The following is a 25,884-nucleotide window of genomic DNA, read 5'->3' as shown; positions in this document are numbered from 1 at the left end:
GGGGGCAGCACCCCAGGATACCGGCCACTGAGCCAGCATCCCACATGCATCAATCTTTTGCATCGGCGGAACCCTCGGTTTTCCGCCGCCCTTTGGGCGATGCAAAACTTGTGAGTTTTGCATCGCAACCGGCAAGCTGACATTTAGGTTTTCGCAATTGGTGCCTGTCAAAAAGGCGCGATGTTTGAATCCAAAGTGCTTCCGCTGAGTGATGTCTGTCCTCCCATGGCTGTGCTGGTGTCAGGCCAGGGCTGGTCGCTTATCCAATCCGACGGCATTCTTGGTTATAATACGCAGGCATTTATCGAAAAAGACGGTGTCGTAATCAGTTATATCAACAGCAGGGGGGAGCAGGATTATGGCGTTAGGCTTAGTCGCGCCGTCCATCCAGTTTTGAGCGGCGAACTAAATTACCGCCCGGGTCTAATTGAGGTTCTCGCTGCTATCGGAATCCAGCCTAGTCCTAGCGACGTTGTATTTGAGGCTGCTAAAAATCTGTCATCTATTAAAGACTATTTATCCGATCCGTCAATTTGGAAAGCGAACGTAAAATTAGAAACAGAAAAGCTATTAGATCGGCACAAAACTTGGAGCGATGGTCCAGAGTTCACGCGTGATCTAGCAGAGTCACTAGCAAGCCGTCATCCGTGGCTTACAGCGGGCAAGGCACCGGACTTAACCGATCTACTAAATACCGAGCAATTTCTCTCTTATAAACCACGACGTTCCCATCTCGGAATAGTGATTGGAGCTATTGGCGTCGGTATGGTTGTAGCTCACTACTGGATGTAACAGCGAGGAGCCGGCGGGCGGGTGTCGGCTGCTACGCGCTGGCAGGCGAGCTGATCCCACCTCATTCGTGATCCAAAACTTTTGATTTTTGCATCATGTCATCGCCGGGTTTGGCATCATCGGCATGAACAGATGGCCGCTTTTTAGACTGCGAGTTGCCTACCGGATCGTCCGACTTTGGGCGGAAGCGGACGAGCAGGCAGGCATGATCCATCTCTGGATTCGGCTGACCATATTACGGCCTGCTGGTGCATCGGTAAGCTCCGTCGCGGCATAGGCTGCTTGCCGATCGCGAGTTGCTGTGAACTGTGATCGGCCGCGGCGGAGGGTGTCTCCGCCATGAGAGGGCAACGGCTCGCGATCAGTCGCGACGTCGGCGTGTCAATTTTCTCAGCTGGGCTTGATTGAGTTCCCTTGTCCGCTTGCGATCGGCGATCAACGCCCGCCGAAGCGCTGCACCGTGCAGAGGCTGTGCAATCCACCTTGACGACCGCGCGCGCGCACGCCGCACCTTGCGTTTCGCGGGTGAAAGCCTCCGTGCCTTTTTGGGCATTGACGCTCGAGCCTGACTCGACGCGGCATTGGCCTTCTGCGCCACCGGAATGATGCCACCTTCAACTGGAACTGCGGTCGAGATGGCGGCTGGCTGCGGCCTGACAGGCGGTGCGATGGGGGCATTTGGGGTTTGGGCAACGGGAGCCTTGACCAGAGCCGGGCGGGGATCTGCCTGGCGGGTGTAATAGGCTGCGCCAACCGTGCTCATGATCCCAAGAACGACCGCGGCGATCGCCGAATATCGTGCCGTACGGATGCTTCTTTGGTTACGGGCCGTGAGGACCGACAAACGTTTGTCGATGTCCTGACGCTGGTTCGCGAGCGCCCAGAGCGCCGCGTTGCTCCCGATCCTTGCGCCGTAGTGCGAACCCGGAATCGTGCTCGCGGCGACCAGATATTCCCGATCGGCCGGCTCGATGGCCGGCGGTTGCCGGGGAGGATCGTCGGGGAGTGCTTCCGCAGACCGGGTTGCCGTTGAGGGAGATTCGCTGCTTGCCATGGAAAAGCTACGTATCAGATTGAATTAGGTTTTATGCAGCCAATCGGTCCCGACATAGCACACCGACGCCAATACTCCCCGGATGGAACGCCGGGCCGTGCTTCAGGCCGCGATCGATCCTCGAGGCGCGGGGCCATTCGGTCGCGACGCCTGAGGCTTGGGCGCGGTGGCCGCCATATACCCGACCAGCATCCACAAGGGGGCGGCGACCTTCATCGAGAAGATCGCGGTGCCGCCGATCATCATGTTGGCGAAGAGATAGACCGCGGTCGCCCAGGCGCAGCGCTTCGAGGCGGTGTCCGTCGCGCGCTGGCCAAGCGAGAAGAACAGCCAGATCGCGATCAGCCCGAAGATCGAGCTGGAGGCGGTGACATAGCCGAAGCCGGTGTCCATCAGATGCCGCGCCTTCATCGCATTCGCACCGAATATGGTCGGAATGTCGAGCTTGCGCAGCGCCTCGGTGGTGATGCCCAGCCGGCCGATCAGATCGTCGGTATGCTCAACATTGTCACCGACGACGAGAAACGCCAGCAGGACCAGCACCGGTGCGATCAGGAGGGTGAACCACCGCGACAGATGGGGAAATATGAAATATCCCATCATCGTCACCACCGCCAGCGCCGACGACGTCCGCGTGTTGTTCGAGAGCAGGATCAGCAGGATCGTCGCCACCATCGTCGTCCGGATGGCGACGCTCAGCCGCCCCCATGTGGCGACGAGGAACACGCAGAGGATACCGGCGAAGTTCGCGTTCGAAACCTGCTCCAGGAACACCGACGAGGTCCGCGCGCCCGAAAAGACGCCAAAGGAAAAGCGCGATTCGAACCCCGCCGCGTTGTTGAACAGGCCGGTCTCTTTGAACTCGCTCACCTCCATGCCGCGCGTCGCCGCAACGCTCTAGAAGATGGATGACCTCGCGACGCGTCAAAGCATGCATTCCCAGGTTCGGAATTCGTATCTAAACCATAGGTACCGTGACTGATAGATATGTCGCCCGCTTTAACACCGAAGATACAATCCTATGCCGTAAGCTTATCGTCAAAAGGTCTTGTCAATTTTTATTCGGCATGCGTGCAGAACATACCGAAGGGATGCATGTTGCATATTCCAGTAATATCCGCCTTGACTACACCACGGACAATTGCATCATATTGCACTGCGTGCTGAGGAAGGTGCTGCTGGATCGGGCACAGATTGTTATGATCATCCCAGAGCCACACTGATCACCCTGGCAAGATTTTTGCGATACGGCGGGTCACCATTCTTGCTTCCCAAGTCAAATCCTTTGACTGAGCTGTTTGGTGCACAATTTTCGGTATCATCGCCATTTCCCGTTGGTAGGCAGCACCCGCCCGAACCAACTAAGACATTGCCGCCGCCGGCTTGATCGCAACCGTCGCTGACGGCTTACTCAGACAACCAATGAACGACCATAACAGTGCTGCAGTTTTTATCGAGAATGTCGCGGTTCCGCCCACGGTTAGCCAGGCAAGGATATAAATCGCGAGACTCCACGAAGCCCTTCGCTGCTCGTCGGTTTCATGCCTTGGATAATACACCAAAAACAGAAGGTAGGCAAAACCGCCAAACAATCCGATTGAGGCCATGATAAAAGCATAACCACTATCAAACGTTTTCTCTACTACGAGCGGATTTCCTGCAAACAGGTCTGTCAACTTAACGTTGTCGAGAAGGCGATACGTGACACCTAGCCGGCCAGTTATATCGTCTCCAACAGCATTCTGAAGGTAAGAGGATAATGCGAATATTGTACCTACAATTACGAACGGTATTGCAAATATAAAATTACGATTAAGCCACGGAAATACAAAATATCCGATTGGCATAACCAGGCACATCAACGCGCCCATTCTCGCATTATTACTGGTAATAATGAGAATAATAGTCGCAATCTGCAAAGCCTTTTCCGCAAACGTCAGGCGACCCCACAAACCATTCAAAAATGCCATGCAAACGATAGCGTATGAGTTGATTGAAACCTGCTCAAGAAATATTGACGAGGTGCGGCGTCCAGAGAAAATCCCCAGACTGAAACGCCCCTCGAAAACGATAGTCCCTACACTAAGGCCGGATTCGTCAAATTCGCTTCTCGCGGTCCCCCGCGTCAGCTCGTAATAGAGCGCTGGCGAGAAAAACGATGCATAGCTTTCCACGGATGCAATTTCCCATATCAAAACAACAAGGGTCATTGCAGATGCAATAAAAAAGGCCTTTCGAATGAAATTCATATCCATTCTCTGACCCAGCATGCCAAAGACAGCTATCAGCGCGAAGTTTCTAATACTACCAATGTATATCTTATTAAAACATATCGATGCAACTAAAGCAAGCGCGACAATAAACCAAAGCAGGGCGAGTGGCATAACGTCACGACTAGAAACACCAGTCGAAAGCGAAAGTGCCAAACAACTGAACGTTATCAAAACCTCAACCGCTGCTACACTGGAGTAGCCTAACGGCACACCTCGCGCGACCAATGTTGCTAAAACCGCATTGTATAAGACAGCTACCAGAATCAGCGCCACGGCGACATAATTGCCCTTGACGCTAAGCGGCATAGATTCGGCTGCAACCGTGCTGCCAACCGACACGTTTGATTGGACGCGCCCTGCCCTCACCATGGGTCGCACTCGACGGAAAGCCTTTTACCCTTCGACTTTTCCTGTCCACGGTTACAGGTTTCCGATCCGATCGGCGCGCGATCGTCCGCAGCATTCTTATCAGAGAGTTTTCCGGGCCATAGGAACACCTTTCTGACCATTTCTCGGAATAGCATACCGGTCTCCAGCTGAGCCTAAAACACGCAAAGCGCTGTCCCCACCCCCTATGCCCTCCCCGTCTGCAGATCAACGACGCGACCCGATGGTCGCCAGAATACCCTCTCCTGACCAAGATGGTGAATGAGGCGAAAAGCCTCCGGCCTGGCGATCGCGTGTTGGCTGATAAAACGCTGGCATCGCCATGGGCCGCACCTCTTTGATCGTATCGAGCTGCCGCGATGCGCAGCCACTCAAGGTGGCTGCAGATTATCTCATGAATTTTAACCAACCTGGACATCACGCGCGCCTTCATCGCAACAGATGCCACAACAAAGGCCACGGCTTTCCGCTTGGGTCACAGTCGCTCATCATCGAGGTATTCCGCGCGGGTCCTGCCACGCGAGAACACTGTCGGCATGGTTAACTTTAAAGCCTAAGTCATCGCCCTCCCCGTATGAGCATCTCTGACCTTAAATTCCGCGCCAACGTCTTGTTGCGGAAGAAAAATTTAACACAAATTGGCTATTTGAAGGATCGCACTGTGCTTCACATCGAGAGCACGGCATTCCATCCAAACCTCGTAGGTGAAGTAAGATGATTCTTCCTCGCGTCATCGCCGCTGCCACGGCCCTGCTGTCCTTCGCCACGGCTGCCGAGGCCGCGCCGCGGTTCGGCGTCAATCTCGCGGGATGTTCGTTCGTCGCGAACGGCGCCCTGTGCCCGACCGTGGCCGACGTCGCCTGGTACGTCGACAAGGCCGGGTTTCGCAGCATCCGCCTGCCGTTCAACGGCAGCCAGATGAATGACCCCGTCGTCCTCCAGCGGGTGATCGACGTGGTCAAGGCGGCCAACGCCCGCAACGTGCCCGTGATCCTCGACCGCCATGACTATAAATGGCCGACGCCGGCCGAGCAGATCGCATTCTGGCTGCCGATCCTGAGCAAGCTCGACAATTCCGAAATGGTCATGATCGACCTGATGAACGAGCCGCGCTTCTTCACCGATCCCGTGGTGACGAACGACTGGATGCAATGGGTTCGCGATACCAACCAGATCGTCGCGGGCATTCGCAAGGCGGGGTTCAAGCACCGCATCCTCGTCGAATGGCCACAATGGTCCGCGTCATTCCGGTTCGACAAGAACGAACCGGCCAGCCGGGACTGCGAAAGTGCTGCGTGCGCGATCGATCGCTCGGGCGGCCTCATCGATCCGCTGAACCGCATCATCCTGTCGCCGCATCGCTATTTCGACACCGGCTCCAGCGGTACCAATGCGGAGTGCGTCAGCGAACCGGCGGGCGACGGCGGACTGAAGATCTTCGCCGCCGCTGCCCGGAAGCGGGGATATCGGGCGATCCTGGGCGAATATGCACTGGGAAGCTCCAAGGGGCTGCCCGCATCCTGCACCGCGATCGCGGCGAACGTCGTCAAGTCGATCAAGACCGACAGTGACGTCTGGCTCGATGCGATGGCCTGGGGCGGCGGTCGCGCGTGGACGGAATCCTATTTCTTCAAGATCGAACCGACCAAGGGCACGCGGGAATCGGTGCCGGTGGCGGCCTACACGAAGATGATCGCGGGACAGTAAGCCGCGGGGGCCCCTCCCTCGCAGACGCGGCGTGAAGGGCCGTATTCCGGCTCTTCACGCCCCTACCGGCCGACCTGCATCAGGATGGCGTCGGAGGGGAGCAGCTTGTCGAGGAAGGGCAGCAGCGCGGCGCCGATGACCGGTGCGTCGGCGGCGAGCGCGCCGCGGATGATCGTGGTCATCGGGGGCTGTACGGTGACCGCCAACGCGCCAGCGAGGCGCGCGATCAGGCGGTCGAGCAGCGCGGTGTCGAGCCGGCCGCCGATGACGATGGCGTCGGGATCGATCAGGCAGGTGATATTGATTAGCGGTGCGATCAGCGCCTTGGCGGCGAGATCGACCCAGCGTTCGAGCACGCGGTCGGTCTGCGGATCGGCGGGCCGGATGTCCTTCTGGCTTTCGACATCGAGGCCGGCGTCCTTCAGCATCTGCAGCAGCGCCGAGATCGAGACGATGTCCTGCACGACCGCGGCCGGCGCCGGGTTGGTCGCGTCGGGCAGCAATCCCAGTTCGGCGCTGCGCTTGTTCGCGCCCTCGACGAAATGGCGGTCGATCATCAACCCGCCGCCGAGCCCGGAATTGATCAGGATATAGAAGAAGCTCGCCAGCGGTGACCCCGCCCCCGCCTGCGCCTCGCCGATCGCCGCCGCCGCCGCGTCGTTCTCGATCACGGTCGGCCAGGGCATGACCGGGGCGAGCAGCGCGGGGATCGAGAGGCCCGCCCAGCGATCATAGTCCGACGGCCGCCCGGGCAGCGTGATGACCCCCAGATCATTGGGTACCGCGACCCCGACGCCGATCACGCGGTCGCGTCCGACCCCGGCCTCCGCGAGCAGCGATTCGAGGTTGTGCGCGACGAACGCGACGACGTCCTCGGGCATCGCAAAGGCGATATCCTGCGCGATCCGGCTGCGCACCTGACCCGCAAGATCGAGCGCGACCAGCGTCAGGTGATCGCGATCGATGTTGAGGCCGATCGCGACGCAGCCCAGCGGCTCGATCGTCAGCTGGATCGCGGGCTGGCCGCGCGGCCCCTGAAGGCGGCCGACCTCCTTCACCAGACCCGCGTCGATCAGCCGGCGCGTGATGTTGGCGATCGTCGGCGCGGTCAGCCCGGTCGTCCGGCTCAGCTCGACACGGCTGGTCTCCGGGCTGAGCCGGATGGCCTGCAGAACCACGCGCTGATTATAGTCGCTCGCACGCGCCAGGTTCGTGCCCGACAACGACACTGCGAGGCGCGCACCGCGCGCTTCCCGTATCGGTTTGTCCATCGTGATATGCCCCTCCGACGTATTCTTACACGTCCGGCGAAAGAAAAGTCGATGGGCCCGGCCGGGCTCATCGATCCGCCCGGGCCCTATCACGCGCCACCCCGCTGGAACCGCATGGAAAACCGACCGCGTGAAAGAAAATTAAATTTCTTAATCTGCTTGCGCCCCGGTACGTCGACCCCTAGCCTCGACCCCAGCACATCAGGTCGCGCCGCCGCTCAATGGTGCGACAGTATCTTTCCGGCAATCCCGACGAGGACGCCGGCCACGGACGTGTATTGGAGAGGCGCATTGGCAGCATCACGAGGCTACGCCTGCAAGGGCACCGGGCGATTGGTGGAGCGTGTACGGAGCAATGTTCTTCCCGGACTTGCGTGTGCGAATATGTCGGCCGCATGATCGGGGTGTCATCTTCTGCACTACTTCGCCGCGACATGCTGAAGGCCGGCGCTGCGGCGCTGTGCACGGCAGCGGCGACGCCCGCGTTCGGGGTCGCGGCGGCGGCGCCCGTTGCTGGCGGCGCCCGGCCGCCGCGCGATCAACGTCGCTTCGTCAGCCCGGCGGTCGAGCAGGAGATCGTGCGGGTGAAGGCGAGGATCGCGGATCCTGCGCTGCGCCATCTGTTCGAGACCTGTTATCCCAACACGCTCGACACGACGGTCCGGTTGGGGATCGTCGACGGCAAGCCGGACGGGTTCGTCATCACCGGCGATATCGAGGCGATGTGGCTGCGCGACAGCTCGGCGCAGATGCAGACCTATGTCCATCTCTGCCGCCGCGACCCGGCGCTGCGCCGCCTGTTCCACGGCGTCATCCAGCGCCAGGCGCGGTGCATCCTGATCGATTCCTACGCCAATGCCTTCATGGCGGATCCGCAGGCCAAGTCGAACCTGGGCGCGATCGACGACCTGACCGAGATGCGCGCGGGCGTTGCCGAACGCAAATGGGAGCTTGATTCGCTCTGCTATCCGATGCGGCTCGCCTATGGCTACTGGAGCGAGACGCGCGATACCGCGCCGTTCGACGCGCTCTGGGCCAAGGCGATGGCGCGGGCGGTGGCGACGATGCGCGAGCAGCAGCGCAAGACCGATGACGGCCCGTACCGGTTCGAGCGCGTCAATCGCCACGCGACCGAAACGCTGATGCTGAAAGGCGTCGGTGCGCCGACGCGCAAGGTCGGGCTGATCCATTCGATGTTCCGCCCGTCGGACGATGCCTGCACGCTACCCTTCCTGATCCCGTCGAATCTGTTCGCGGTGTCGGCGCTGCGCATGCTCGCCAAGGTTCATGTCGAGGCGCGGCACGACAGCGCGGCGGCGGCCGAGTGCATTGCGCTCGCCGACGAGGTCGACGCGGCGCTGCGCAAGCATGGCCGGATGGCAGATCGCGCGGGCGGCACAGGCGCTACAGGCACGGGCGGGGACGTCTGGGCGTTCGAGGTGGACGGGTTCGGCAATGCGATCTTCATGGACGATGCGAACGTGCCGAGCCTGTCGGCGCTGCCGCTGCTCGGCGCCGCGTCGCGCACCGATCCGCTGTATCGTCGGACCCGGGCGGCCGCCTGGAGTGCGCGCAACCCGTATTTCTTCACCGGAAGCGCGGCGGACGGGATCGGCGGCCCGCACAAGGGGCTGGGCATGATCTGGCCGATGTCGATCATCGTCCGCGCGATGACCAGCGACGACGATGCGGAAATCCGGCAATGCCTGCGCTGGCTCAAGACCACCGACGCGGGCACCGGCTTCATCCACGAATCGTTCGACAAGGATGACCCCAAACGCTTTTCGCGGCCTTGGTTCGCCTGGGCGAACGGGCTGTTCGGCGACCTGATCCTCGATCTCGAGCGGCGCCGCCCCGCCCTGCTGCGCGAGACCTTCTGATTCCGCCGACCGTCCTACCTTTAGGAGACCACCGCGTGATCCGCGCCACCCGTCGCGAGCTGCTTGCCGGCTCGACCCTTGCCGCGTTCGGCACGGCCCTTCCCCTTGCCGCACACGCGCAGTCGCCGGCAGTGACCAGGCCCGACCTGTTCATCGGCACGGGCGGGCATGGGCACACCTTCCCCGGCGCGACCCTGCCGTTCGGGATGGTCCAGCTTTCGCCGGATACCAACAATCATGGCTGGGATGCCTGTTCGGGCTATCACCAGTCCGACCGTTCGATCATGGGCTTCTCGCACACGCATTTGTCGGGGACCGGGATCGGCGACATGCTCGACGTGCTGCTGGTGCCGACGCGCAAGCCGTTGAAGCTCGTCGCGGGGCCGCGCGAGACGCCGTCCGACGGCTATCGCCAGCGCTATACCGACGAACATGCTGAGCCGGGCTATTACCGCGTCAAGCTCGAGTCGGGGGTGCTCGCGGAGCTGACCGCGACCGAGCGGACCGGGCTGCATCGCTACACCTTTGCCAAGGGTCCGGGGCATATCCTGATCGACCTGACGCACTGCAAGCAGGAAACCGCGGAGGAGGCGATCCGGATCGAGGACGCGTCGCTGGCGATCAGCGAGGACGGCCTGCTGACGGGCAGCCGCCAGGTCTTCCGCTGGGCGGAGGGGCGCCGCATCCATTTCGCGATGCAGCTGTCGCGCAAGCCCGACCGCGTGCAATTCTATGGCGACGGCGACACGCCGGTCGCGGGCGGCGGGCGCGGCGTGACCGGGCACCGGCTGAAGGTCGCGCTGTTCTTCGACGATGCGGGCGCGGCACCGATCCTGGTCAAGACCGGCATCTCGGCGGTCGACGTCGCAGGCGCGCGGGGCGCGCTGGCCGAGGCACCGGGCTGGACGTTCGACGCGACCTGCGCCGCCGTGCGGCGGATCTGGGCGAAGGAACTGGACATGGTCCGGGTTGCGGGCGGGACGCCGGCGCAGCGGACGATCATGGCGAGCGCGCTCTACCACACGCTCATGGGCCCGACCTTGTTCAGCGACCGCGACGGTCGCTATGTCGGGCTAGACCAGCAGGTCCACACCCTGCCCGCGACCGAACGCGCGTACAGCGCCTATTCGCTCTGGGACACGTATCGCGCGCTGCATCCGTTGTTGACGCTGGTCCGTCCCGACATGGCGGAGCGCTTCGTCCACGATCTCATCCGCCAGACGCAGCAGAGCCCCTATGGCCCGCCGACCTGGCCGTTGCAGGGGTTCGAGACCGGGTGCATGAACGGCTGGCATTCGGTCGCGGTGCTCGCCGAGGCGCATGCCAAGGGGATCAAGGCCGATTATGCGGCGGCCTGGCCCAATATCCGCCGGCGTGCCTTCGACCCGCAATACAAGGACAGCCTCGCGACGCTCGGCCGCGATCATTACATGCGGCTCGGCTATATTCCCGCGGACAAGATCAAGGAGTCGGTCAGCCGGACGCAGGAATATGCGTATGACGACCATGCGATGGCGCTGCTCGCCGACGCGATCGGCAAGACCGACGATGCGGCGCTGCTCCGCAAGCGCAGCGGCAACTGGCGCAATGTGATCGATCCGAAGATCGGCTTTGCCCGGCCGCGCTTCGCCGACGGCAGCTGGTGGGCGGCCTATGATCCGATCCAGCTCGGCCACATGCCGCAGCCGCGGTGGCGGGATTATACCGAGGCGAATGGCTGGCAGGCGACCTTCCTGAACCAGCACGACATTTACGGGCTGATCGCGCATTTCGGCGGCGATGCGGCGTATGACGCGAAGATCGATTCCTTCTTCAACGCACCCTCGACGCTGCCCGCCAACGCACCACCCGACATTGCCGGGCTGGTCGGGCAATATGCGCATGGCAACGAGCCCGGGCATCATGTGGCGTATCTCTATGCCTATGTCGGGACGCCGTGGAAAACCCAGGCGATGGTCCGCCGCTTATGCACCGAGATGTACAAGGACGATCCCGACGGCGTGATCGGCAATGACGATTGCGGCCAGATGAGCGCGTGGTTCATCCTGTCGTCGCTCGGCTTCTATCCGGTCGATCCGACAACGGGGATCTATGTCTTCGGGTCGCCGCTGTTCGACAGCGGCGAGATGCGCGTCGGCGCGGGCAAGACGCTCCGGGTGCGCGCGATCGGCAATGCGCCCGACCGGCCCTATGTCCAGTCAGTGCGCTGGAACGGCAAGCCCTGGACCCGGAACTGGATCGCGCATGCCGACCTGATCCAGGGCGGCGAGCTGGAATTCACGATGGGCGCGAAGCCGTCGCGCTTCGGCACGCGCGCCGAGGACCGTCCGCCCTCGGCGCCGCGCTGACGCCCGCTGTCGAAGTCGGGATCAGAAGAAGGTCTCGACCACCTCGACGCAGGTGAAATCGTCATCGACCACCAGCACCCGCCGCCATTTGTCGAAGGTGAGGCAGGGGTGCGAGATGTCGAAGGCGATGACGTCGCCGACCGCGATGTCATCGCCGGGGGTGATCGCCAGATAGGCGTGCTGGTCCATCAGCCCAGTCACCGCCCAGTGCGCGGGGGCGTCGACCGGGCGGCGGTCGCGCGCCTTGCGGAACAGCGTCGCGGGCCGGGGAAGCCCGGCATCGAAGGCGACGTCGCGCTTGCCCATCGCGATGACCGCGCGCGCCGGATCGGGGATCGACTGCACCACCGCCCATATGCGGAGCGCGGGCAGCAGCGCGTCGCCAAAGCTCGGCGCGACCGGATTGCGTTTCAGGATCTGTTCCTGCGCGATGCGGTACAGGCCGTCGTCATGGCTGATGTAGCAGCCGGGGCGCAGCACGACCTGGACGTCGCCGGCCTTTGCCAGCGCGGCGGTTTCCTCTGCGACCACGTCGTACCAGGCCGAGCCCGCCCCCGACAGGATCGCGGGCGTCCGCGCGATCCGCCCCGTCGCGAGCAGATCGCGCGTGATCGTCACCGCACGACGGATGAACCGCCGGACCTCCGCCTCGTCGCTCAGCACGCCTTCGTAGAATTCGACCCCGGCGAGATGGAGATGCTCCGGCCAGTGCGCGACCGCGTCGAGCACCCCGGCGAGCGCGGCGGCATCGCGGACGCCGGTGCGGAAGCCCGACTGGTCGGCTTCGGGGGCGAGTTCGACGAGCAGGTCGAGCGACACGTCGGCAGCGCGGCACGCCTCCCCGAGCAGCGCCACCCCGGCGGCGGAATCGACGATGCAGATCAGCCGCAGCGCAGGATCGGCGAGCAGATCGACGATCGCGGCGATATTGGCGTCGCCGACGATCTGGTTCGCGATCAGGATGGTGTCGATGCCATGCGCCGCCGCGACCTGCGCCTGCTGGCTGGTGGCGACCGTGATGCCCCACGCGCCGGCATCGATCTGGCGCTTGAAGAGCGCGGGCGCCATCGTCGTCTTGCCATGCGGGGCGAGCGACACGCCATAGGCATCGATGAACGCGCGCATCCAGTCGAGATTATGCTGCATCCGCCGCGCATCGAGCACCGCCGCCGGAAACATGACGTCCCCCGCGAGCAGGTTCCAGCGCGCGGCCGCATCCCGACCGATACCCTTGTGCAGCTTCACACCGACGTCGCTCACGGCAGACCTCCCAGATAAAGAAAATTGTTTACATTATTTCGACCCGCGGTGACAGTGTCGATCCAGCCCGGCCACGACAGACGCGTGGCACTGACCTCTGGAACCTCTGGGAGGTGAAATGATGGCGACAGTCATTGCCGGTGTCGACGTATATGACGGCAGCGGCGGCGCGGCCTTCCGCGCCGACGTCGAGATAGGCGACGGGATCATCGCGCGGGTCGCGGCAGCCGCCGCGTCGCCGCCGCCGGGCGCGATCGACGGGCGGGGCCTGGCGCTCGCACCCGGGTTCATCGACGCGCATACGCACGACGATCTGGTCGTGATCGCGGCGCCCGCGATGACCGCGAAGGTGACGCAGGGCGTGACGACGGTGGTGGTCGGCAATTGCGGGATCAGCGCAGGCAGTGATCTCAGCGCGCATGCCCCCCTGCCCGACCCGCTGGTGCTGCTCGGCGGCGCGGACGAATTCCGCTATTCCGATTTCGCGGCCTATGCGCAGGCGGTCGACGCCGCGGTCCCGGCCACCAATGTCGTCGCGCTGATCGGCCATACCGCGCTGCGCGCGCGACACATGGACGGGTTCGACCGCGATGCGAGCGACGACGAACGCACGGCGATGCGCCGCGACCTGGAGGACGGGCTGGCGGCGGGCGCGTTCGGGCTGTCGACCGGGCTCGCCTATGCCAATGCCAACGCCGCCTCGACCGCGGAGGTGATGGCGATCGCCGAGGCGTTGCGCGGTACCGGCGCGCTCTATTGCACGCATCTGCGCAGCGAGGCGGCGGCGATCGTCCCCGCGCTGGATGAGGCGTTCGCGATCGGCCGCCACGCCGCCGCGCGCGTGATCGTGTCGCACCTCAAATGCGCGGGCGCCCCGCAATATGGTCGCAGCGGCGAAATCCTCGCAATGCTCGAGGACGCCGATGCGCACCAGCCGGTCGGGTGCGACTGCTACCCCTATACGGCAAGCTCCTCGACGCTCGATCTGAAGCAGGTCGTGCCGGAGACGCCGATCCGGATCACCTGGTCGGACGCCGAGCCCGCCCAGGCGGGACGGATGCTCGCGGACATCGCCGCCGAATGGAACGTCGACCTGCGCGCCGCCGCAACGCGGCTGCAACTGGCGGGTGCGGTGTATCACTGCATGACCGACAGCGATGTCGACCGGATCCTCGCGCATCCGCTGACGATGGTCGGGTCGGACGGCCTGCCCTGCGATCCGCGGCCGCATCCGCGGCTATGGGGCAGCTTCCCGCGCGTGCTCGGCCATTATGCGCGCGACCGCGGCCTGTTCCCGCTGGCGACCGCGATCCGCAAGATGACCGGGCTTCCCGCCGATCGCTTCGGCCTGCACGACCGCGGCTATGTCCGCGAAGGGCTCGCCGCGGATCTCGTATTGTTCGATCCCGCGCGGATCGCCGACCGTGCGACCTATGACGAGCCGACGACCGCGGCCGATGGCGTGGTCGGTGTCTGGGTCAACGGCGTCGCGACGCTCGCGCTCGGCCGACCGACCGGCGCCCGCGCGGGCCGCCTGCTGCGCCGCGCAAACCCTATTACCCAGTGAAGGAATGATCTGATGACGGACGGACTCAAGCGTTATGGCGTCGAAGGCGGCAGCGGCACCGGTGGCCAGCATCTGCCGTTCGCGCGCGCGGTCGGCGCGGATGGCTGGCTGTTCGTATCGGGCCAGGTGCCGATGGTCGATGGCGAGGTGATCGACGGCGGCATCATCCCACAGACGCATCAGGCGATCCGCAACGTGCTGAAGATCCTAGAAGAAGCCGGATACGGCCCCGAGCATGTCGTACGCTGTGGCGTATGGCTGGACGACGCGCGCGACTTCATGTCGTTCAACCGCGTGTTCCAGGAATATTTCGGCGCGCATCCCCCCGCGCGTGCCTGCGTCGTGTCGCAGATGGTCGTCGACTGCAAGGTCGAGGTCGACTGCGTCGCCTGGAAGAAACCGTAAATGCAGCCGGGCGGCATGCTGCTGACCGAGGCGGCGATCGCCGTCGCCGCGCTCATCGTGCTGATCGTGCGGGTGCGGCTGAGCCCGTTCATCGCGCTGACGCTGGTGTCGCTCGCGCTCGCGCTGGTCGTCGGCATCCCGCTCGGATCGATCGTCAAGAGCTTCGAGGCGGGCGTCGGTGGCGCGCTCGGGCATATCGCGCTGGTCGTCGGGCTCGGCACGATCCTCGGCAAGATGATGGTCGAAAGCCGCGGCGCGGAACGGATCGCGGACAGTGTGATCGGCTTTTTCGGCCCTGCGCGCGCCGACTGGGCGATGATGACGGTCGCGCTGATCGTCGGCCTGCCGGTGTTCTTCGAGGTCGGCTTCGTCCTGCTGGTGCCGATCGTCTTCACGCTGGCGCGACGGCTCGGGCAGCATCCGATGCGGATGGGGCTGCCGATGGCGGCGGGGCTGTCGGTGGTGCATGCGATGGTCCCGCCGCACCCCGCAGCGTTGCTGGCGACGCAGGCGTATAATGCGGATGTCGGGCTGACCGTGCTGTTCGCGCTGATCGTCGGCATCCCGACCGCCGCGATCGCCGGACCGCTTTATGGCCGGCTGGTGATCCGGCATCTCGCACCGCAGCCGATCGCCCCCGCAGCGGTCGTCGAGGCCGAGGACACGCGGAGCCTGCCCGGCTTCGGCATCACGCTTGCGACATTGCTGCTGCCCGTCGTGCTGATGCTCGCCGGCAGCCTCGCGACGATGATCGCGCTGCCCGGATCGCGGCTCGACGGCATCCTGCGCTTCGTCGGCACGCCGGTCGTCGCGCTGCTCGCCGCGGTGCTCGTCAGCTACTGGACGCTGGGGCTCGCGCGCGGGATGAACCTCGGGACGATCCAGAAGTTCACCAACGACTGCCTCGCGCCGACCGCGATGATCACGCTGGTGGTCGGCGTGGGCGCAGGATTCGGCCGCGTCCTGATCGACAGCGGCGTATCCGACGCGATCGTCGCCGCGGCGACCAGCGTCCACATGCCGATCGTGCTGCTCGCCTGGCTGATCGCGGCACTGATGCGCGTGGCGACCGGGTCGGCGACGGTGTCGATGGCCACCGCCGCGGGCATCATCGCGCCGCTGGCGGCGGCCAATCCCGGGATCCGGCCCGAACTGCTGGTGCTCGCGACCGGCGCCGGATCGGTGATTCTCAGCCACGTCAACGATGGCGGCTTCTGGCTGGTGAAGGAGTATTTCGGGCTGAGCGTCGCCGACACGATCCGTAGCTGGACCGTGTGCGAAACGCTGATCTCGGTGGTCGGGCTGGGGCTGACGCTGCTGCTGTCGCTGGTCGTCTAGCCTATTTGCCCCCGATCGTCGTCGCGGGGCTGTTCCACCCGCGCAGCCGCACCGAGGCGACGCCGCGGTCGCCGGGATAGGCGACGGTGACGTCACGCGTCTCTCCGGGCAGCAGCGAGACATAGTTGTCGCTGAAATAGGCCGGCAGGATCTGTACACCCCTGCCGTCGAACAGCGTCAGCTTGGTCTGCAACGCGGGTGTCGTGCCCGGATTGGACAGCGTGACGCGGAGCGATCGCTCGCCCGCCGCCGCCGTTCCTGCCGCCACATCAGCCCGAAGCGTGGCCTGCGGCATCGCGGACAGCGCGCGCAGATCCGCGGGGTTCGCCGCTTGCCAGTAGAAATTCTCCGACACGCGGCTCCCGTCGGCGGCGGACGCGTCGAGCCGGACCAGCACCGGCCCCTTCGCGAGAGCGGCATCGAGCGCCAGCGGGAAGAGCGCGACGGTGGCGTTGGCGGGCAGGTCGACGGTCTGCGCGTGGGTCGCGACGGTCGCGCCGGTCAGATCGGTGACCCGCGCGGTGGCCTTCACCCCGGTCAGCGGCTGGCGCGTGGTGTTGACCATCACCACCTGACGGCCCGGCTGGTTCATCTGGATATGAACCGGCTCCGCCCCCTTCTTGGTGCCGTAGAACGCGGCGTGCGTGTCATAGTCCGACGAGTAGATCTGGAAATCGCTCGAGGGCCAGGCGGGGTGCGTCATCCACAGCATCCGGGCGCTGTTGGTGGTCCACAGCCCGGCATTGAACCCTTCGAAGATCGCGCGGTGCGATTCGTAGTTGAGCATCTGCGCCTTGCGCTCGAAATCCGCGAGATCCCGGGCCGGACCGAATTCGGTGTCCATCGCGCGCACGAAGCTCGCCATCGACACGCCGCGTTCTTGGTGCCAATCGTGATAGACCCAGGTGTCGCTGATCGGCCAGCGATCCTCGACGGGGACGGTGCGCTGCCACGATTCCAGCGTCGGAAAGCTTGCCGTGCCGACCTCGATCGCGAAGCCGTGCGGATAGCCGGTGAAATAATCCTCCGGCGGGTGCCATTCATAGGGCCCCGATCCGCCCAGATTGATGACGCGCGAATTGCCCTTGTAGAGCCGGGTGCCGTCCTCCCGCCAGACCATGTCCTGCAAGGCGGTCTGCAGGATCGGCTGCGGCACGCCTTCGTTACGGCCGAACCAGAGGATGATCGACGGGTGGGTGCGATAGCGCCGCACCACGTCACGCGCATTGGCGACGAACAGCGGCACGTCCTGCGCCTCCGCGTCATTGTCCTGCGTCGATTCCCAGAAGTCGTTGAGCACCATCAGCCCGTGGCGGTCGGCGAGCGCGTAGAATGCCTCTTCGGTGCTCTGCCCCATCCAGTTGCGGATGATGTTCATCCCCGCCTCGCGGTGGAGCCGGAAATAGGGGGTCAGCCGGTCGGTGCCGACCCGCTTCATCATGTCGTCCATGCCCCAGTTGCCGCCGCGCGCGGCGATGCGGACGCCGTTGACGCGCAGCACCATCTGGGGCGACAGCGGATCGTCGGGCAATGCAGTGACCGCAGGCGATGTCTCCGCCCCCGGCATCAGCGAATTCGCCCAGCCGCCGCGGACCTTGCGCAACGCCGGGTGGCGTTCGTCGATCACCGGCGTGCCGAGATCATGCGCGAGCGCGGTATCGACCAGCACACGCCGCAGCGCCCCCGCGGTGTCGAGCGACGACAGTTCATACGTCACGCTGCGCATGCCGAAATCGAGACTGCGGCGGTCGGACACGACCCGGTCGCTCGCCACCGTCAGATCGAGCCGGTGCAGCGCCGGGTCGCCATAGCCGTTGGGCCACCAGAGTTTCGGCTTCTGCACCGCGAGCTGCGGGAAGCTGCTAGGGGTAAAGCGCACGACCTGGCTGGCACCGGCCGTAAGCGTCACACGCTGTTCAACCGCGACATCGTCGAACGCCGCGCGCACGGTCGCCGAGGCCGGCGCGGTGCCGTGGTTCGTCACCGGGACCTCGATCGAGACCTCTGCGACCGCATTGTCGGGCCGCGGGAGGCGGGTCGAGACCGCCGGATCGCCGATCGTCATGAACCCGGTCGCGGCGAGATCTACACCCTGCCACAGCCCGGTGTTGCGATCGCGCACGCCGGGGATCCAGTCCCACCCCTCACTTGCGCCGAAGGTGGGACCGTCGCTCATCAACGCGCCGCCATTGTCGCCGCGCCCGCCGGCGAGCGACTGTTCGTGCGCGATGCCGGGATGCGGCGGCGGCGCGACGAGCACCGCGATGCTGTTGCGCTGCCCGGGCCGGAGCCGGTCGGTCACGTCGAACCGCCCGCGGATAAAGGCGCCCTTCACGTCGCCGACCGCGGTGCCGTTGACCCACACCTGCGCCGCATAGTTGACGCCGTCGAACGTCAGCGTCAGCCGCCTGGCGGGGGTCGCGGGCAGTGTGAATTCGCTGCGATACCACCAGGATTGCCGCGACAGGCTTTCGGGGATCGCCATGTTGTTCAGGCCGATCGTCGGATCGGGATAGACGCCGCGATCGACGAGCGTCGTCAGCACCGTGCCCGGCACGGTCGCGGCATGCCACGAGCGGGCATCGAACCCCGGCTGCGAGATCGCGGCCCCGTTCGCCGCCACGGTCGGCGCCGCGACGAGACGCCAGGCATTGACGGCATAATGCCCCTCGCGCGTCGGCGCGAGCGCGGGGGCGGTCGATACGGGGCTTGCGACGGGCTTCGAGAAGGGCGCCTTGCCGGTCGGGAGTTCCCAGGCCGGTTGCGGGGCGGTCAGGCCATATTGCGTCTTGACCTGCAGCGGCCAGGAGGGGCTGGCATCCTCGAACCGGATCAGCGCCGCGTCGGGCTGACGCCGGGCGAGCGACGCGATCGCGGGTGCGCCGAGCAGCACGGGATCGAGCGCGAACGCAGCGATCCGCCCTGCAAACCCGGCCTGACCAGGCAGGCGCGGTCCGAGCGCGACGACGCCGGTGGCCGGCGGCATCGCCTCGGCAGCGGCGGTGCCGACGAGCCGCCCGTCGACAAAGAAGCGCACCCGGCCCGCATCCGCGGTCGCGGTCAGCAGGTGCCAGGACTCGCGAGTGATCGCCGCAGTGGCGCGGAGCGTCGTCGAGCCCATCTGGAAAACGGGCTTGCCATCGTCGAGTGCGAACACCCGTGCGGCCGCGCCGGCGGGGTTGCCGATCGCCGCGACCGGCACGCGTCCCTTGGGCAGCAGCGTCGGGTTGATCCATGCGCGCATCGTCCATTGCGGCATCGGCGGCAGTGCCTCGTCGGCGGCATAGCCCTGTACCGGGCGTTCGAGACCGTCGGAGCCGGCGAGGAACACCGCGTTATACGGCCCGATCGCCGCCCGCTTCGGGTGCGCGATCCGCGACGACGGCCAGTCGACCTGCTGTGCCGCCGCCTGCGCCGGCCCCTGCATGGCGGCGACGCCCGCGCACAGCGACGCCGTATAGATCCTGATGGCACTCATCTCGCAGGCTCCCCTTGGGTGTCGTTCGCGTTATTTCGGCAGCACGGTCCGCGTCCCGGTGATCGTCACGTCCGTCCAGATCCCCGCCGCGTCCCCGGGCTGCCCGCCGCCGACGAACAGCCGGTAGCGACCCGGCACGACGGCATGCGTGCCGTCATGCTCGACCATGCTGAGGCTGCGCGGGTCGATGGCGAAGTCGACGGTGCGGACTTCGCCGGCGCGCAGCGGGATCCGGCGGAACCCGACGAGCTGGCGTTGCAGCACGGGAATCGTCCGCCCCTGTTCCTGCGGGTCGACGGGTGCGAGATAGGCCTGGACCACCTCGTCCCCGGCGAGCTTGCCGGTGTTGGTCACGGTGACGCTGACCGCCAGCGGCTGTCCCGCGGTCACCGTCGCGATCGGTGCCGTCTTGGGAGCATAGGCGAAGCGCGTGTAGCTGAGGCCGTGGCCGAACGGGTAGAGCGGCGTACCGCTGAAGAAACGGTAGGTCCGGTTCTTCATGCTGTAATCGATATAGGCCGGCAGATCGCGCGTCGTGGCATAGACCGTCACCGGCAGACGCCCGCCCGGATTGATATCGCCCGCCAGCATCCGCGCGATAGCGGTCCCGCCGGACTGGCCCGGATACCAGGCGGCGACGACCGCATCGGCATGGTCCCTGCTCCACGGATCGGCGATCGCGGAGCCGGTCAGCTGCACGACCACGATCGGCTTGCCGGCGGTGGCGAGCGTTTCCAGAAGCGCGCGCTGCGGCTCGGGCAGTTCGATCGCGGTGCGGTCGCCGCCGAGGAAGCCCGGCACGTCGAGCCGCAGCGCCTCGCCCTCGAGCGTCGGTGACAGGCCGGTGAACACCACGACCACATCCGCTGCGCCGGTGGCGGCGAGCGCTTCGCCGCGCTGCGCGTCGATCGGCGCGACCCAGCGCAGGCCGATCCCGCCATCCTCGCTTGCGTGCACATAGTCGATGCGGAGGTCGTGCGGTTTGGCGTCGGTGACGGTGACCTCCGCCTCGACTGCGGTATCGCTGCCGTCGTCGGTGATCAGCGGCTTGCCGTCGAGCCACAGCTTCACCGGATCATGGCCTTCGCAGTCGAAGCAGCGGGGGACGTCGAGCCGCAGCCGGTAGCGGCCGGGGCCCGGCGGCGTCAGTTGCCCGGTCCAGCGGACACCGTAGCCTTTGCCCGACAGTCCTGGAACGGGCGGCGCGCGATCCCAGTCGAAGTCGATCGTGCGGTCCTGCCGGGTCGCGACCCGCCGGGTCATCGCGCCGTCGCTGAAATACTCGCCTGTCAGCCCCGGCCTGCCATTCGCGGACAGGGCGGTTTCGGGGACGGGCAAGGCGACGCCCGCCGCCAGCCCGCTGCCCTGCGCATAGGTGACGCGATCGGCGCCGAAACGCGCGCGAATGCCCTGCAACGGCGTGACCGGCGCGCTGGCGGTGCCGTGGTAATTCGCCTCGAGCACGTCGAGCGAGTCGGCATTGGGCCCGATCACCGCGATCCGGGTCCCGGGCTTGAGCGGCAGCCGGTCCTTGTTGGTGAGCAGCACCAGCGACTTTTCCGCCGCGGTCTGCGCGAGCGTGCGGTGCGCGGGCGTGTCGACCTGCGACGGCGCGATGCGCGTCCAGGGGCTGCGCTGGCCAAAGGCGATGCCGAGCGCCGCGCGCGACGCGAGGACACGACGCAACGACGTGTCGATCGCGGCTTCGGGTACCAGACCCTTGCGGACCGCGGCGGGCAGCGCGTCATAGCTCGGCCCGCAATCGAGATCGGTGCCCGCCTGCAACGCCGCCGCGGCCGCCGAGGGCAGATCGGGGCGGTAATAATGGAAGACGGAGATATAGCCGACCGCATCGCAGTCCGACACGACCATGCCGCCAAACCCCCAGTCGCCGCGCGCGCGATCGGTCAGCAACGCGGACGACGCGCAGGCGGGTACGCCGTGAAGCGAGTTATAGGCGCACATGATCGACTGCGCGCGGCCTTCGGTCACCGCCATGCGGAAGGCCGGCGTATAGGTCCCGGCCATGTCGCGCGGGGAGATATCCGCGTCGAAGCTGTTGCGCCCCGCCTCCGGCCCCGAATGCGCCGCGAAATGCTTCGGCGTCGCGATCGCCCTGGGATGCGCGGCATCGGGCCCCTGGATGCCGCGAACAAACGCGACGCCCAGCTTGCCCGTCAGATAGGGATCCTCGCCATAGGTCTCCTGCCCCCGCCCCCAGCGCGGATCGCGGAAGATGTTCAGGTTGGGCGACCAGATGTGCAGCCCCGCGAAACGCCGCCGGTCGCGCGTCGAGCGCACGCCGTTGTATTTCGCCCGCGCCTCGGTCGAGACGACCGTGCCGACCTGATCGAGCAGCGCGGTATCCCAGCTCGCCGCCAGACCGATCGCCTGCGGAAAGACGGTCGCGATCCCGTTGCGCGCGAGGCCGTGCAGCCCCTCGCTCCAGTAATCGTACGCAGGCAGATCCAGCCGGGGCAGCGCCGGCGCGCTGCTGCCGAGCTGCGCGGCCTTCTCCTCAAGCGTCATCGCCGCGATCGCCGTCTCGACGGCGGGTGGCATCGCTTGAAGATCAGGCGCCTGGACATCGGCGGCCATCAGCAGGAACGGCAGCATCGGCTTTCCCCAGTTAATCGGATCCGATGACCGCCCCGGTCATGCCCAACGGCATACCGGGCCGGGGTCATCAGAAGTTCGCGCGCATGCCGACCCGGAACGCGCGTCCGACGACGTCGTAGAGACCGGGGTTGGTGATATCGCTGGGGACGGTGGCGGCGTCCTTGTTGAACATGTTGTCCACCTTGACATAGCCCTGCACCGCGTCGGTGAATTTGTACGAGGCGCTGATGTCGACGTAGAAGGCGCTATCGAGGTGATTGCGATCGATCGTCGGGTGATCGATCGTCGAGACCGGGCAGTTGGTCTGGCAGACGATATATTCGTTGCTGATCACGCCCGCGCTGATCCACCGCTCCTGCAGCGTCATGCTGAAGAGATCGGTCGTCCAGTCCTGGACCGCGAGGACCTTCCAGCTCGGCGTCGCACCCTGCCCCAGATTCACGCCCGCGCCCTGGATGGGGATCGTGTTGGGCAGACCGCGATCCGAGACGAAGTTCTTCACATGCGTCGCCAGACCGCGCAGCGACGCCTGGCCGGGCAGGCCGATGCCCGACAACGGAACCTGGTAGCTCGCCTCGATGTCGAAGCCGTCGGTGAAGATCGACGCGAAGTTGAACGGCTGGACGGTGACCGAGGCGTTGTTCGGATCGCTGATGTCGAAGCTGTTGCAGGTGAAGGTCACGCCGGCGAAGCAGAGGTTGATCTGGGTCTGCGCATCGAGCGCCGCGATCGCGCTCTTGATCTTGATGCGGTAGTAATCGACCGAGATGTTCAGCCGCGGCGCCCAGGACGGACGCGACAGGATCACGCCGAATTCGGTATTGCGCGCGACTTCGGGGCGCAGCGCGGTGTTCCCCGTGGTCGTCTGCAGCACGGTGAGCGTGCGCCCCGGATTGAACGGATCGGTCGTGCCGGTGCGATTGCTCGTGACCGGCGCGGCGAAGAGCTCGCTCAGATTGGGCGCGCGGATATCGCGCGAGGTCACGCCGCGGAAGCGGATGCCGTCGACCGGCGTGTCCCAGGTCGCGCCAACCTTCCACGTATAGACCGTCCCCGACGTGCTGTAGTTGGTCGCGCGCCCGGCGGCATTGAGGTTTGCCTTGCCGACCCCGTCCGAGTTGAACAGCGGGGCATTCACCTCAAGGAAGGATTCATAGACGCTATAGGCGCCGCGGCCGTCGCGGTAATTGCCCGCATACCAGTTGCCGCCCTGCGGGTTCAGCAGCGGGTCGCTGGGATATTGCGCGTCGTAGGCACCGCTGGTCACGACGCCATTGCCGTAGGGATCGGCGTTCACCTGATAGAATTCATGTCGATATTCGCTGCCGAACGCGACCGACAGCGCGCCGGCGGGCAGCTGCAGCGGCTCGCCGCTGACCGAGAAGCTCGCGACGTCCTGGGTCTGGCGCGTATGCTGGTACGGTCCATTGCCCGGAAGGATATAGGCGAGCGCCGCGGCGCTGGGCGTCTGGCCGCCGATGATGTTGAGCGGGACGCAGCCGCTGGCGACCGCGGCGGGATTGGCGCAGGTGATGCTGCCATCGGGCGCGCGGACCGCCTGGATCGCGGCATTGTAGCGCGGCATCAGCGGGATATCGCGGACGGTGATGTCGGTGATGCCCGTGCCGTGCTGATAATAGGCATCATAGCGCCAGTCGCCGCCAAACGCCTGGATCTTGCCCTTCGCGCCGGCGACGAAGCGATATTGCTCGCGCTCGGTACGGACGCTGATCGAGTTGGGGAAGATCGCGTTGTCGACGCCGTAGCGGAACTGGGTGATCCCGTTCGCCGCGCAGGCATCCTGGACCGAGGTAGGGACATAGGGGTTGGCGCACTGGAGCGTCAGGTTGCCGAACTGCGCGGATCCGACATTGGGGATGTTGCCCGTCGTCACCCGGGCGACGTTGACGGTGGTGTAGAGTTCATTGTCGGGATCGATGTCGAAGCCGATCCGGCCATAGCCGCTGAGCCGCGTGATCGTCGACTTGAGCGAATTGGCGTTGGTCACGTTACCCGACCGGTCGCCGCCTTCGCAGACGCCGTTGTAGCAGCCGAGCACGTTGCCGTTCGCATCCTTCAGCGGCACGCCGTTCGAGCCATATTCGAACTGACGCGGATTGCCGTTCACGTCGAACGCGGTGCCCTGGAGCGGACCGGCGGTGATCAGGCCGTAGAGCGCGGTATTGTTCGCCTGGGTAAAGCTGCGATCGAGATATTGCGGTCCGCCGTCATTGGTGATGCCGCGGTTGATCAGGTTGCGCGAGACCAGCCAGTTGCGCCCGCCCGGGCCGCTGCCGTCGGGGTTCGATCCGACGCCGAAGCCGGCCGATCCGATCCCGTCCTCGTGGCTGTATTCGCCGCTGCCGATGAGATGCAGCCGGTCGTTGAACAGCGATTTTCCGACCGCGGCCTGGACCGTGTAGTTGCCGTCATCGCCGTAGGTGCTGATGCCCGACTGGAGATTGGCCTTGAAGCCGGTGAAGCGGGTGTTGGTCACGAAATTCACCACGCCGCCGACCGCGTCGGAGCCGTAGGAAGCGGAGGCACCGCCGGTCACGACGTCGACCCGTTCGATCAGCAATTGCGGGAACAGGCTGACATCGGCGACGCCGGTGACGTTCGCGCCGACGACCCGCTGGCCATCGATCAGGGTGAGCGTGCGGATCGGCTGAAGGCCGCGGAGACTGAGCGCGCTCAGCCCCTGCACACCGGTCGAGGTGCCGTTGGCGCCGACGGTGGCGCCCGTACTGCCCTGGAGCGAGGGCAATTGCGCGACGGTCGTGAAGACGTTGGGCTGCGCGTTCTTGGCGATCGACTCGGCGCTTAGCACCTGGGTCGGGGTCGGTGCGGTGAAGCCCGACGAAATGATCCGCGAGCCGGTGACGACGATGTCGGACTGCGGGGTGGCGGGCGCGGGAGCCGCTTCGGTTGCGGGCGCGGCGTCCGGTGTCGGGGCCGCCTGCGCCGCGGGGGTCTGGCTCTCGGCGGGCACCGGCTTCGTCGCGTCCTGCAGCACGTCCTGCGCGAACGCCGGTGTCGCCAGCATCGTCGATGCCGCCAGAACCGAGCGCAGCACTGCAAAATTGATCACTTGGCGCATCACATACTCCCCACAGAAACCGGGGCGCTTGCTGGCCCAATGTCGTTTCGGGGGTCGGCTTAAGTCGATCAATCTCCCTGCGCAACATAAGTTTCTTAAAATGTCTTTTTATATTTATATCCGTCTTTTGAGGCTTTTTTGGTAACATATTGGTACCGTTCCCCCGATGGTTTCCGGGAATTAACCTTATTTGTGAGCGGCTTGCAGCATGTCGTCGATACATAACATGGATCAGATATGTTCAGTCCGCTGCGGCGCGCGATTGGCCTTTCAAGGGCGCTGGGCGCGCCTCGAAGGTTTGGAAAATCGGGTGGCACGCTAACGATCAACCGATGTGCCAGACGTGACAGTATCGGGAGGGTGAACCCCATCCTCATCCATGCGAATGCATCTTCCGCCAAGCGC

General features: G+C 65.1%; 15 protein-coding genes. 7 read left to right on the top strand and 8 right to left on the bottom strand.

Going from position 1 to position 25,884, the window contains the following annotated elements; all coding sequences use genetic code 11:
• Positions 1 to 180 precede the first annotated feature (180 nt).
• The gene (locus IFT54_RS07510; RefSeq protein WP_192070104.1) at positions 181 to 792 is read left to right on the top strand and encodes a hypothetical protein; all 612 of its coding nucleotides are present in this window, start codon (positions 181 to 183) and stop codon (positions 790 to 792) included.
• Between the two features lie 361 nt (positions 793 to 1,153).
• Here the strand turns inward: IFT54_RS07510 and IFT54_RS07505 are convergent, their stop codons facing one another.
• The 3 genes from IFT54_RS07505 to IFT54_RS07495 all read right to left on the bottom strand — a co-directional run bounded on the left by IFT54_RS07505 (position 1,154) and on the right by IFT54_RS07495 (position 4,458).
• Positions 1,154 to 1,846, bottom strand: a complete 693-nt coding sequence (locus tag IFT54_RS07505; RefSeq protein WP_192070103.1) for a hypothetical protein — start codon at positions 1,844 to 1,846, stop codon at positions 1,154 to 1,156.
• Between the two features lie 102 nt (positions 1,847 to 1,948).
• The gene (locus tag IFT54_RS07500; RefSeq protein ID WP_192070102.1) at positions 1,949 to 2,716 is read right to left on the bottom strand and encodes a hypothetical protein; all 768 of its coding nucleotides are present in this window, start codon (positions 2,714 to 2,716) and stop codon (positions 1,949 to 1,951) included.
• 491 nt (positions 2,717 to 3,207) lie between these two features.
• A complete protein-coding gene (locus IFT54_RS07495) occupies positions 3,208 to 4,458 on the bottom strand; it encodes a hypothetical protein (protein ID WP_192070101.1) in 1,251 nt (416 codons plus the stop codon).
• 762 nt (positions 4,459 to 5,220) lie between these two features.
• On the opposite strand from IFT54_RS07495, the gene IFT54_RS07490 reads away from it, so the two are divergent.
• Positions 5,221 to 6,213, top strand: coding sequence for a glycoside hydrolase family 5 protein (locus IFT54_RS07490; protein ID WP_192070100.1), 993 nt, complete (start codon positions 5,221 to 5,223; stop codon positions 6,211 to 6,213).
• Positions 6,214 to 6,275: 62 nt separating this feature from the next.
• Here the strand turns inward: IFT54_RS07490 and IFT54_RS07485 are convergent, their stop codons facing one another.
• Positions 6,276 to 7,484, bottom strand: coding sequence for an ROK family transcriptional regulator (locus IFT54_RS07485; RefSeq protein ID WP_192070099.1), 1,209 nt, complete (start codon positions 7,482 to 7,484; stop codon positions 6,276 to 6,278).
• Between the two features lie 434 nt (positions 7,485 to 7,918).
• Here IFT54_RS07485 and IFT54_RS07480 point away from each other — a divergent pair, with 434 nt between their 5' ends.
• Together IFT54_RS07480 and IFT54_RS07475 are read left to right on the top strand one after the other, a co-directional pair.
• Positions 7,919 to 9,364, top strand: a complete 1,446-nt coding sequence (locus IFT54_RS07480) for a glycoside hydrolase family 125 protein (protein ID WP_244648650.1) — start codon at positions 7,919 to 7,921, stop codon at positions 9,362 to 9,364.
• A 35-nt stretch (positions 9,365 to 9,399) separates the two neighbouring features.
• Complete coding sequence (locus IFT54_RS07475) at positions 9,400 to 11,712, top strand: GH92 family glycosyl hydrolase (RefSeq protein ID WP_192070098.1); 2,313 nt, start codon at positions 9,400 to 9,402, stop codon at positions 11,710 to 11,712.
• Positions 11,713 to 11,733: 21 nt separating this feature from the next.
• Here the strand turns inward: IFT54_RS07475 and IFT54_RS07470 are convergent, their stop codons facing one another.
• On the bottom strand, positions 11,734 to 12,972 hold the full coding sequence (locus IFT54_RS07470; protein ID WP_197984589.1) for an alanine racemase: 1,239 nt from the start codon (positions 12,970 to 12,972) through the stop codon (positions 11,734 to 11,736).
• Between the two features lie 118 nt (positions 12,973 to 13,090).
• Between IFT54_RS07470 and IFT54_RS07465 the strand changes: the two genes are divergently transcribed.
• Genes IFT54_RS07465 through IFT54_RS07455 form a run of 3 tightly spaced genes read left to right on the top strand, consistent with a single transcriptional unit; the run spans position 13,091 to position 16,282 of the window.
• Positions 13,091 to 14,539, top strand: coding sequence for an N-acyl-D-amino-acid deacylase family protein (locus IFT54_RS07465; protein ID WP_192070097.1), 1,449 nt, complete (start codon positions 13,091 to 13,093; stop codon positions 14,537 to 14,539).
• A 12-nt stretch (positions 14,540 to 14,551) separates the two neighbouring features.
• Positions 14,552 to 14,944 (top strand): RidA family protein, encoded by a 393-nt coding sequence (locus IFT54_RS07460; protein WP_192070096.1) that lies wholly within the window; start codon positions 14,552 to 14,554, stop codon positions 14,942 to 14,944.
• Positions 14,945 to 16,282, top strand: a complete 1,338-nt coding sequence (locus IFT54_RS07455; RefSeq protein WP_037531715.1) for a GntT/GntP/DsdX family permease — start codon at positions 14,945 to 14,947, stop codon at positions 16,280 to 16,282.
• A 1-nt stretch (position 16,283) separates the two neighbouring features.
• Here IFT54_RS07455 and IFT54_RS07450 read toward each other — a convergent pair whose 3' ends face one another.
• The 3 genes from IFT54_RS07450 to IFT54_RS07440 all read right to left on the bottom strand — a co-directional run bounded on the left by IFT54_RS07450 (position 16,284) and on the right by IFT54_RS07440 (position 25,479).
• Positions 16,284 to 19,760: a glycosyl hydrolase 2 galactose-binding domain-containing protein gene (locus tag IFT54_RS07450; protein ID WP_192070095.1), complete on the bottom strand. Its 3,477-nt coding sequence runs from the start codon at positions 19,758 to 19,760 to the stop codon at positions 16,284 to 16,286.
• Positions 19,761 to 19,790: 30 nt separating this feature from the next.
• Positions 19,791 to 22,376 carry a glycoside hydrolase family 3 protein gene (locus IFT54_RS07445; protein ID WP_192070094.1) on the bottom strand — a complete coding sequence of 862 codons (2,586 nt, stop codon included), beginning with the start codon at positions 22,374 to 22,376 and terminating at the stop codon, positions 19,791 to 19,793.
• 70 nt (positions 22,377 to 22,446) lie between these two features.
• Positions 22,447 to 25,479 carry a TonB-dependent receptor plug domain-containing protein gene (locus IFT54_RS07440; RefSeq protein WP_197984588.1) on the bottom strand — a complete coding sequence of 1,011 codons (3,033 nt, stop codon included), beginning with the start codon at positions 25,477 to 25,479 and terminating at the stop codon, positions 22,447 to 22,449.
• Positions 25,480 to 25,884 lie beyond the last annotated feature (405 nt).

Source organism: Sphingomonas sp. CFBP 13714, from assembly GCF_014842205.1.
Lineage (GTDB): Bacteria > Pseudomonadota > Alphaproteobacteria > Sphingomonadales > Sphingomonadaceae > Sphingomonas > Sphingomonas aerolata.
Note: the sequence above shows the minus strand (reverse complement) of the source record. Positions and strands in the feature narration are given on the sequence as shown.

What these genes read in the sequence shown, in the direction of transcription:
- IFT54_RS07510 (WP_192070104.1), top strand. Translation starts at nt 181, where the DNA reads ATGTTTGAATCCAAAGTGCTTCCGCTGAGTGATGTCTGTCCTCCCATG.
- IFT54_RS07505 (WP_192070103.1), bottom strand. Translation starts at nt 1,846, where the DNA reads ATGGCAAGCAGCGAATCTCCCTCAACGGCAACCCGGTCTGCGGAAGCA.
- IFT54_RS07490 (WP_192070100.1), top strand. Translation starts at nt 5,221, where the DNA reads ATGATTCTTCCTCGCGTCATCGCCGCTGCCACGGCCCTGCTGTCCTTC.
- IFT54_RS07485 (WP_192070099.1), bottom strand. Translation starts at nt 7,484, where the DNA reads ATGGACAAACCGATACGGGAAGCGCGCGGTGCGCGCCTCGCAGTGTCG.
- IFT54_RS07480 (WP_244648650.1), top strand. Translation starts at nt 7,919, where the DNA reads ATGCTGAAGGCCGGCGCTGCGGCGCTGTGCACGGCAGCGGCGACGCCC.
- IFT54_RS07465 (WP_192070097.1), top strand. Translation starts at nt 13,091, where the DNA reads ATGATGGCGACAGTCATTGCCGGTGTCGACGTATATGACGGCAGCGGC.
- IFT54_RS07460 (WP_192070096.1), top strand. Translation starts at nt 14,552, where the DNA reads ATGACGGACGGACTCAAGCGTTATGGCGTCGAAGGCGGCAGCGGCACC.
- IFT54_RS07455 (WP_037531715.1), top strand. Translation starts at nt 14,945, where the DNA reads ATGCAGCCGGGCGGCATGCTGCTGACCGAGGCGGCGATCGCCGTCGCC.
- IFT54_RS07450 (WP_192070095.1), bottom strand. Translation starts at nt 19,760, where the DNA reads ATGAGTGCCATCAGGATCTATACGGCGTCGCTGTGCGCGGGCGTCGCC.
- IFT54_RS07445 (WP_192070094.1), bottom strand. Translation starts at nt 22,376, where the DNA reads ATGCTGCCGTTCCTGCTGATGGCCGCCGATGTCCAGGCGCCTGATCTT.
- IFT54_RS07440 (WP_197984588.1), bottom strand. Translation starts at nt 25,479, where the DNA reads ATGCGCCAAGTGATCAATTTTGCAGTGCTGCGCTCGGTTCTGGCGGCA.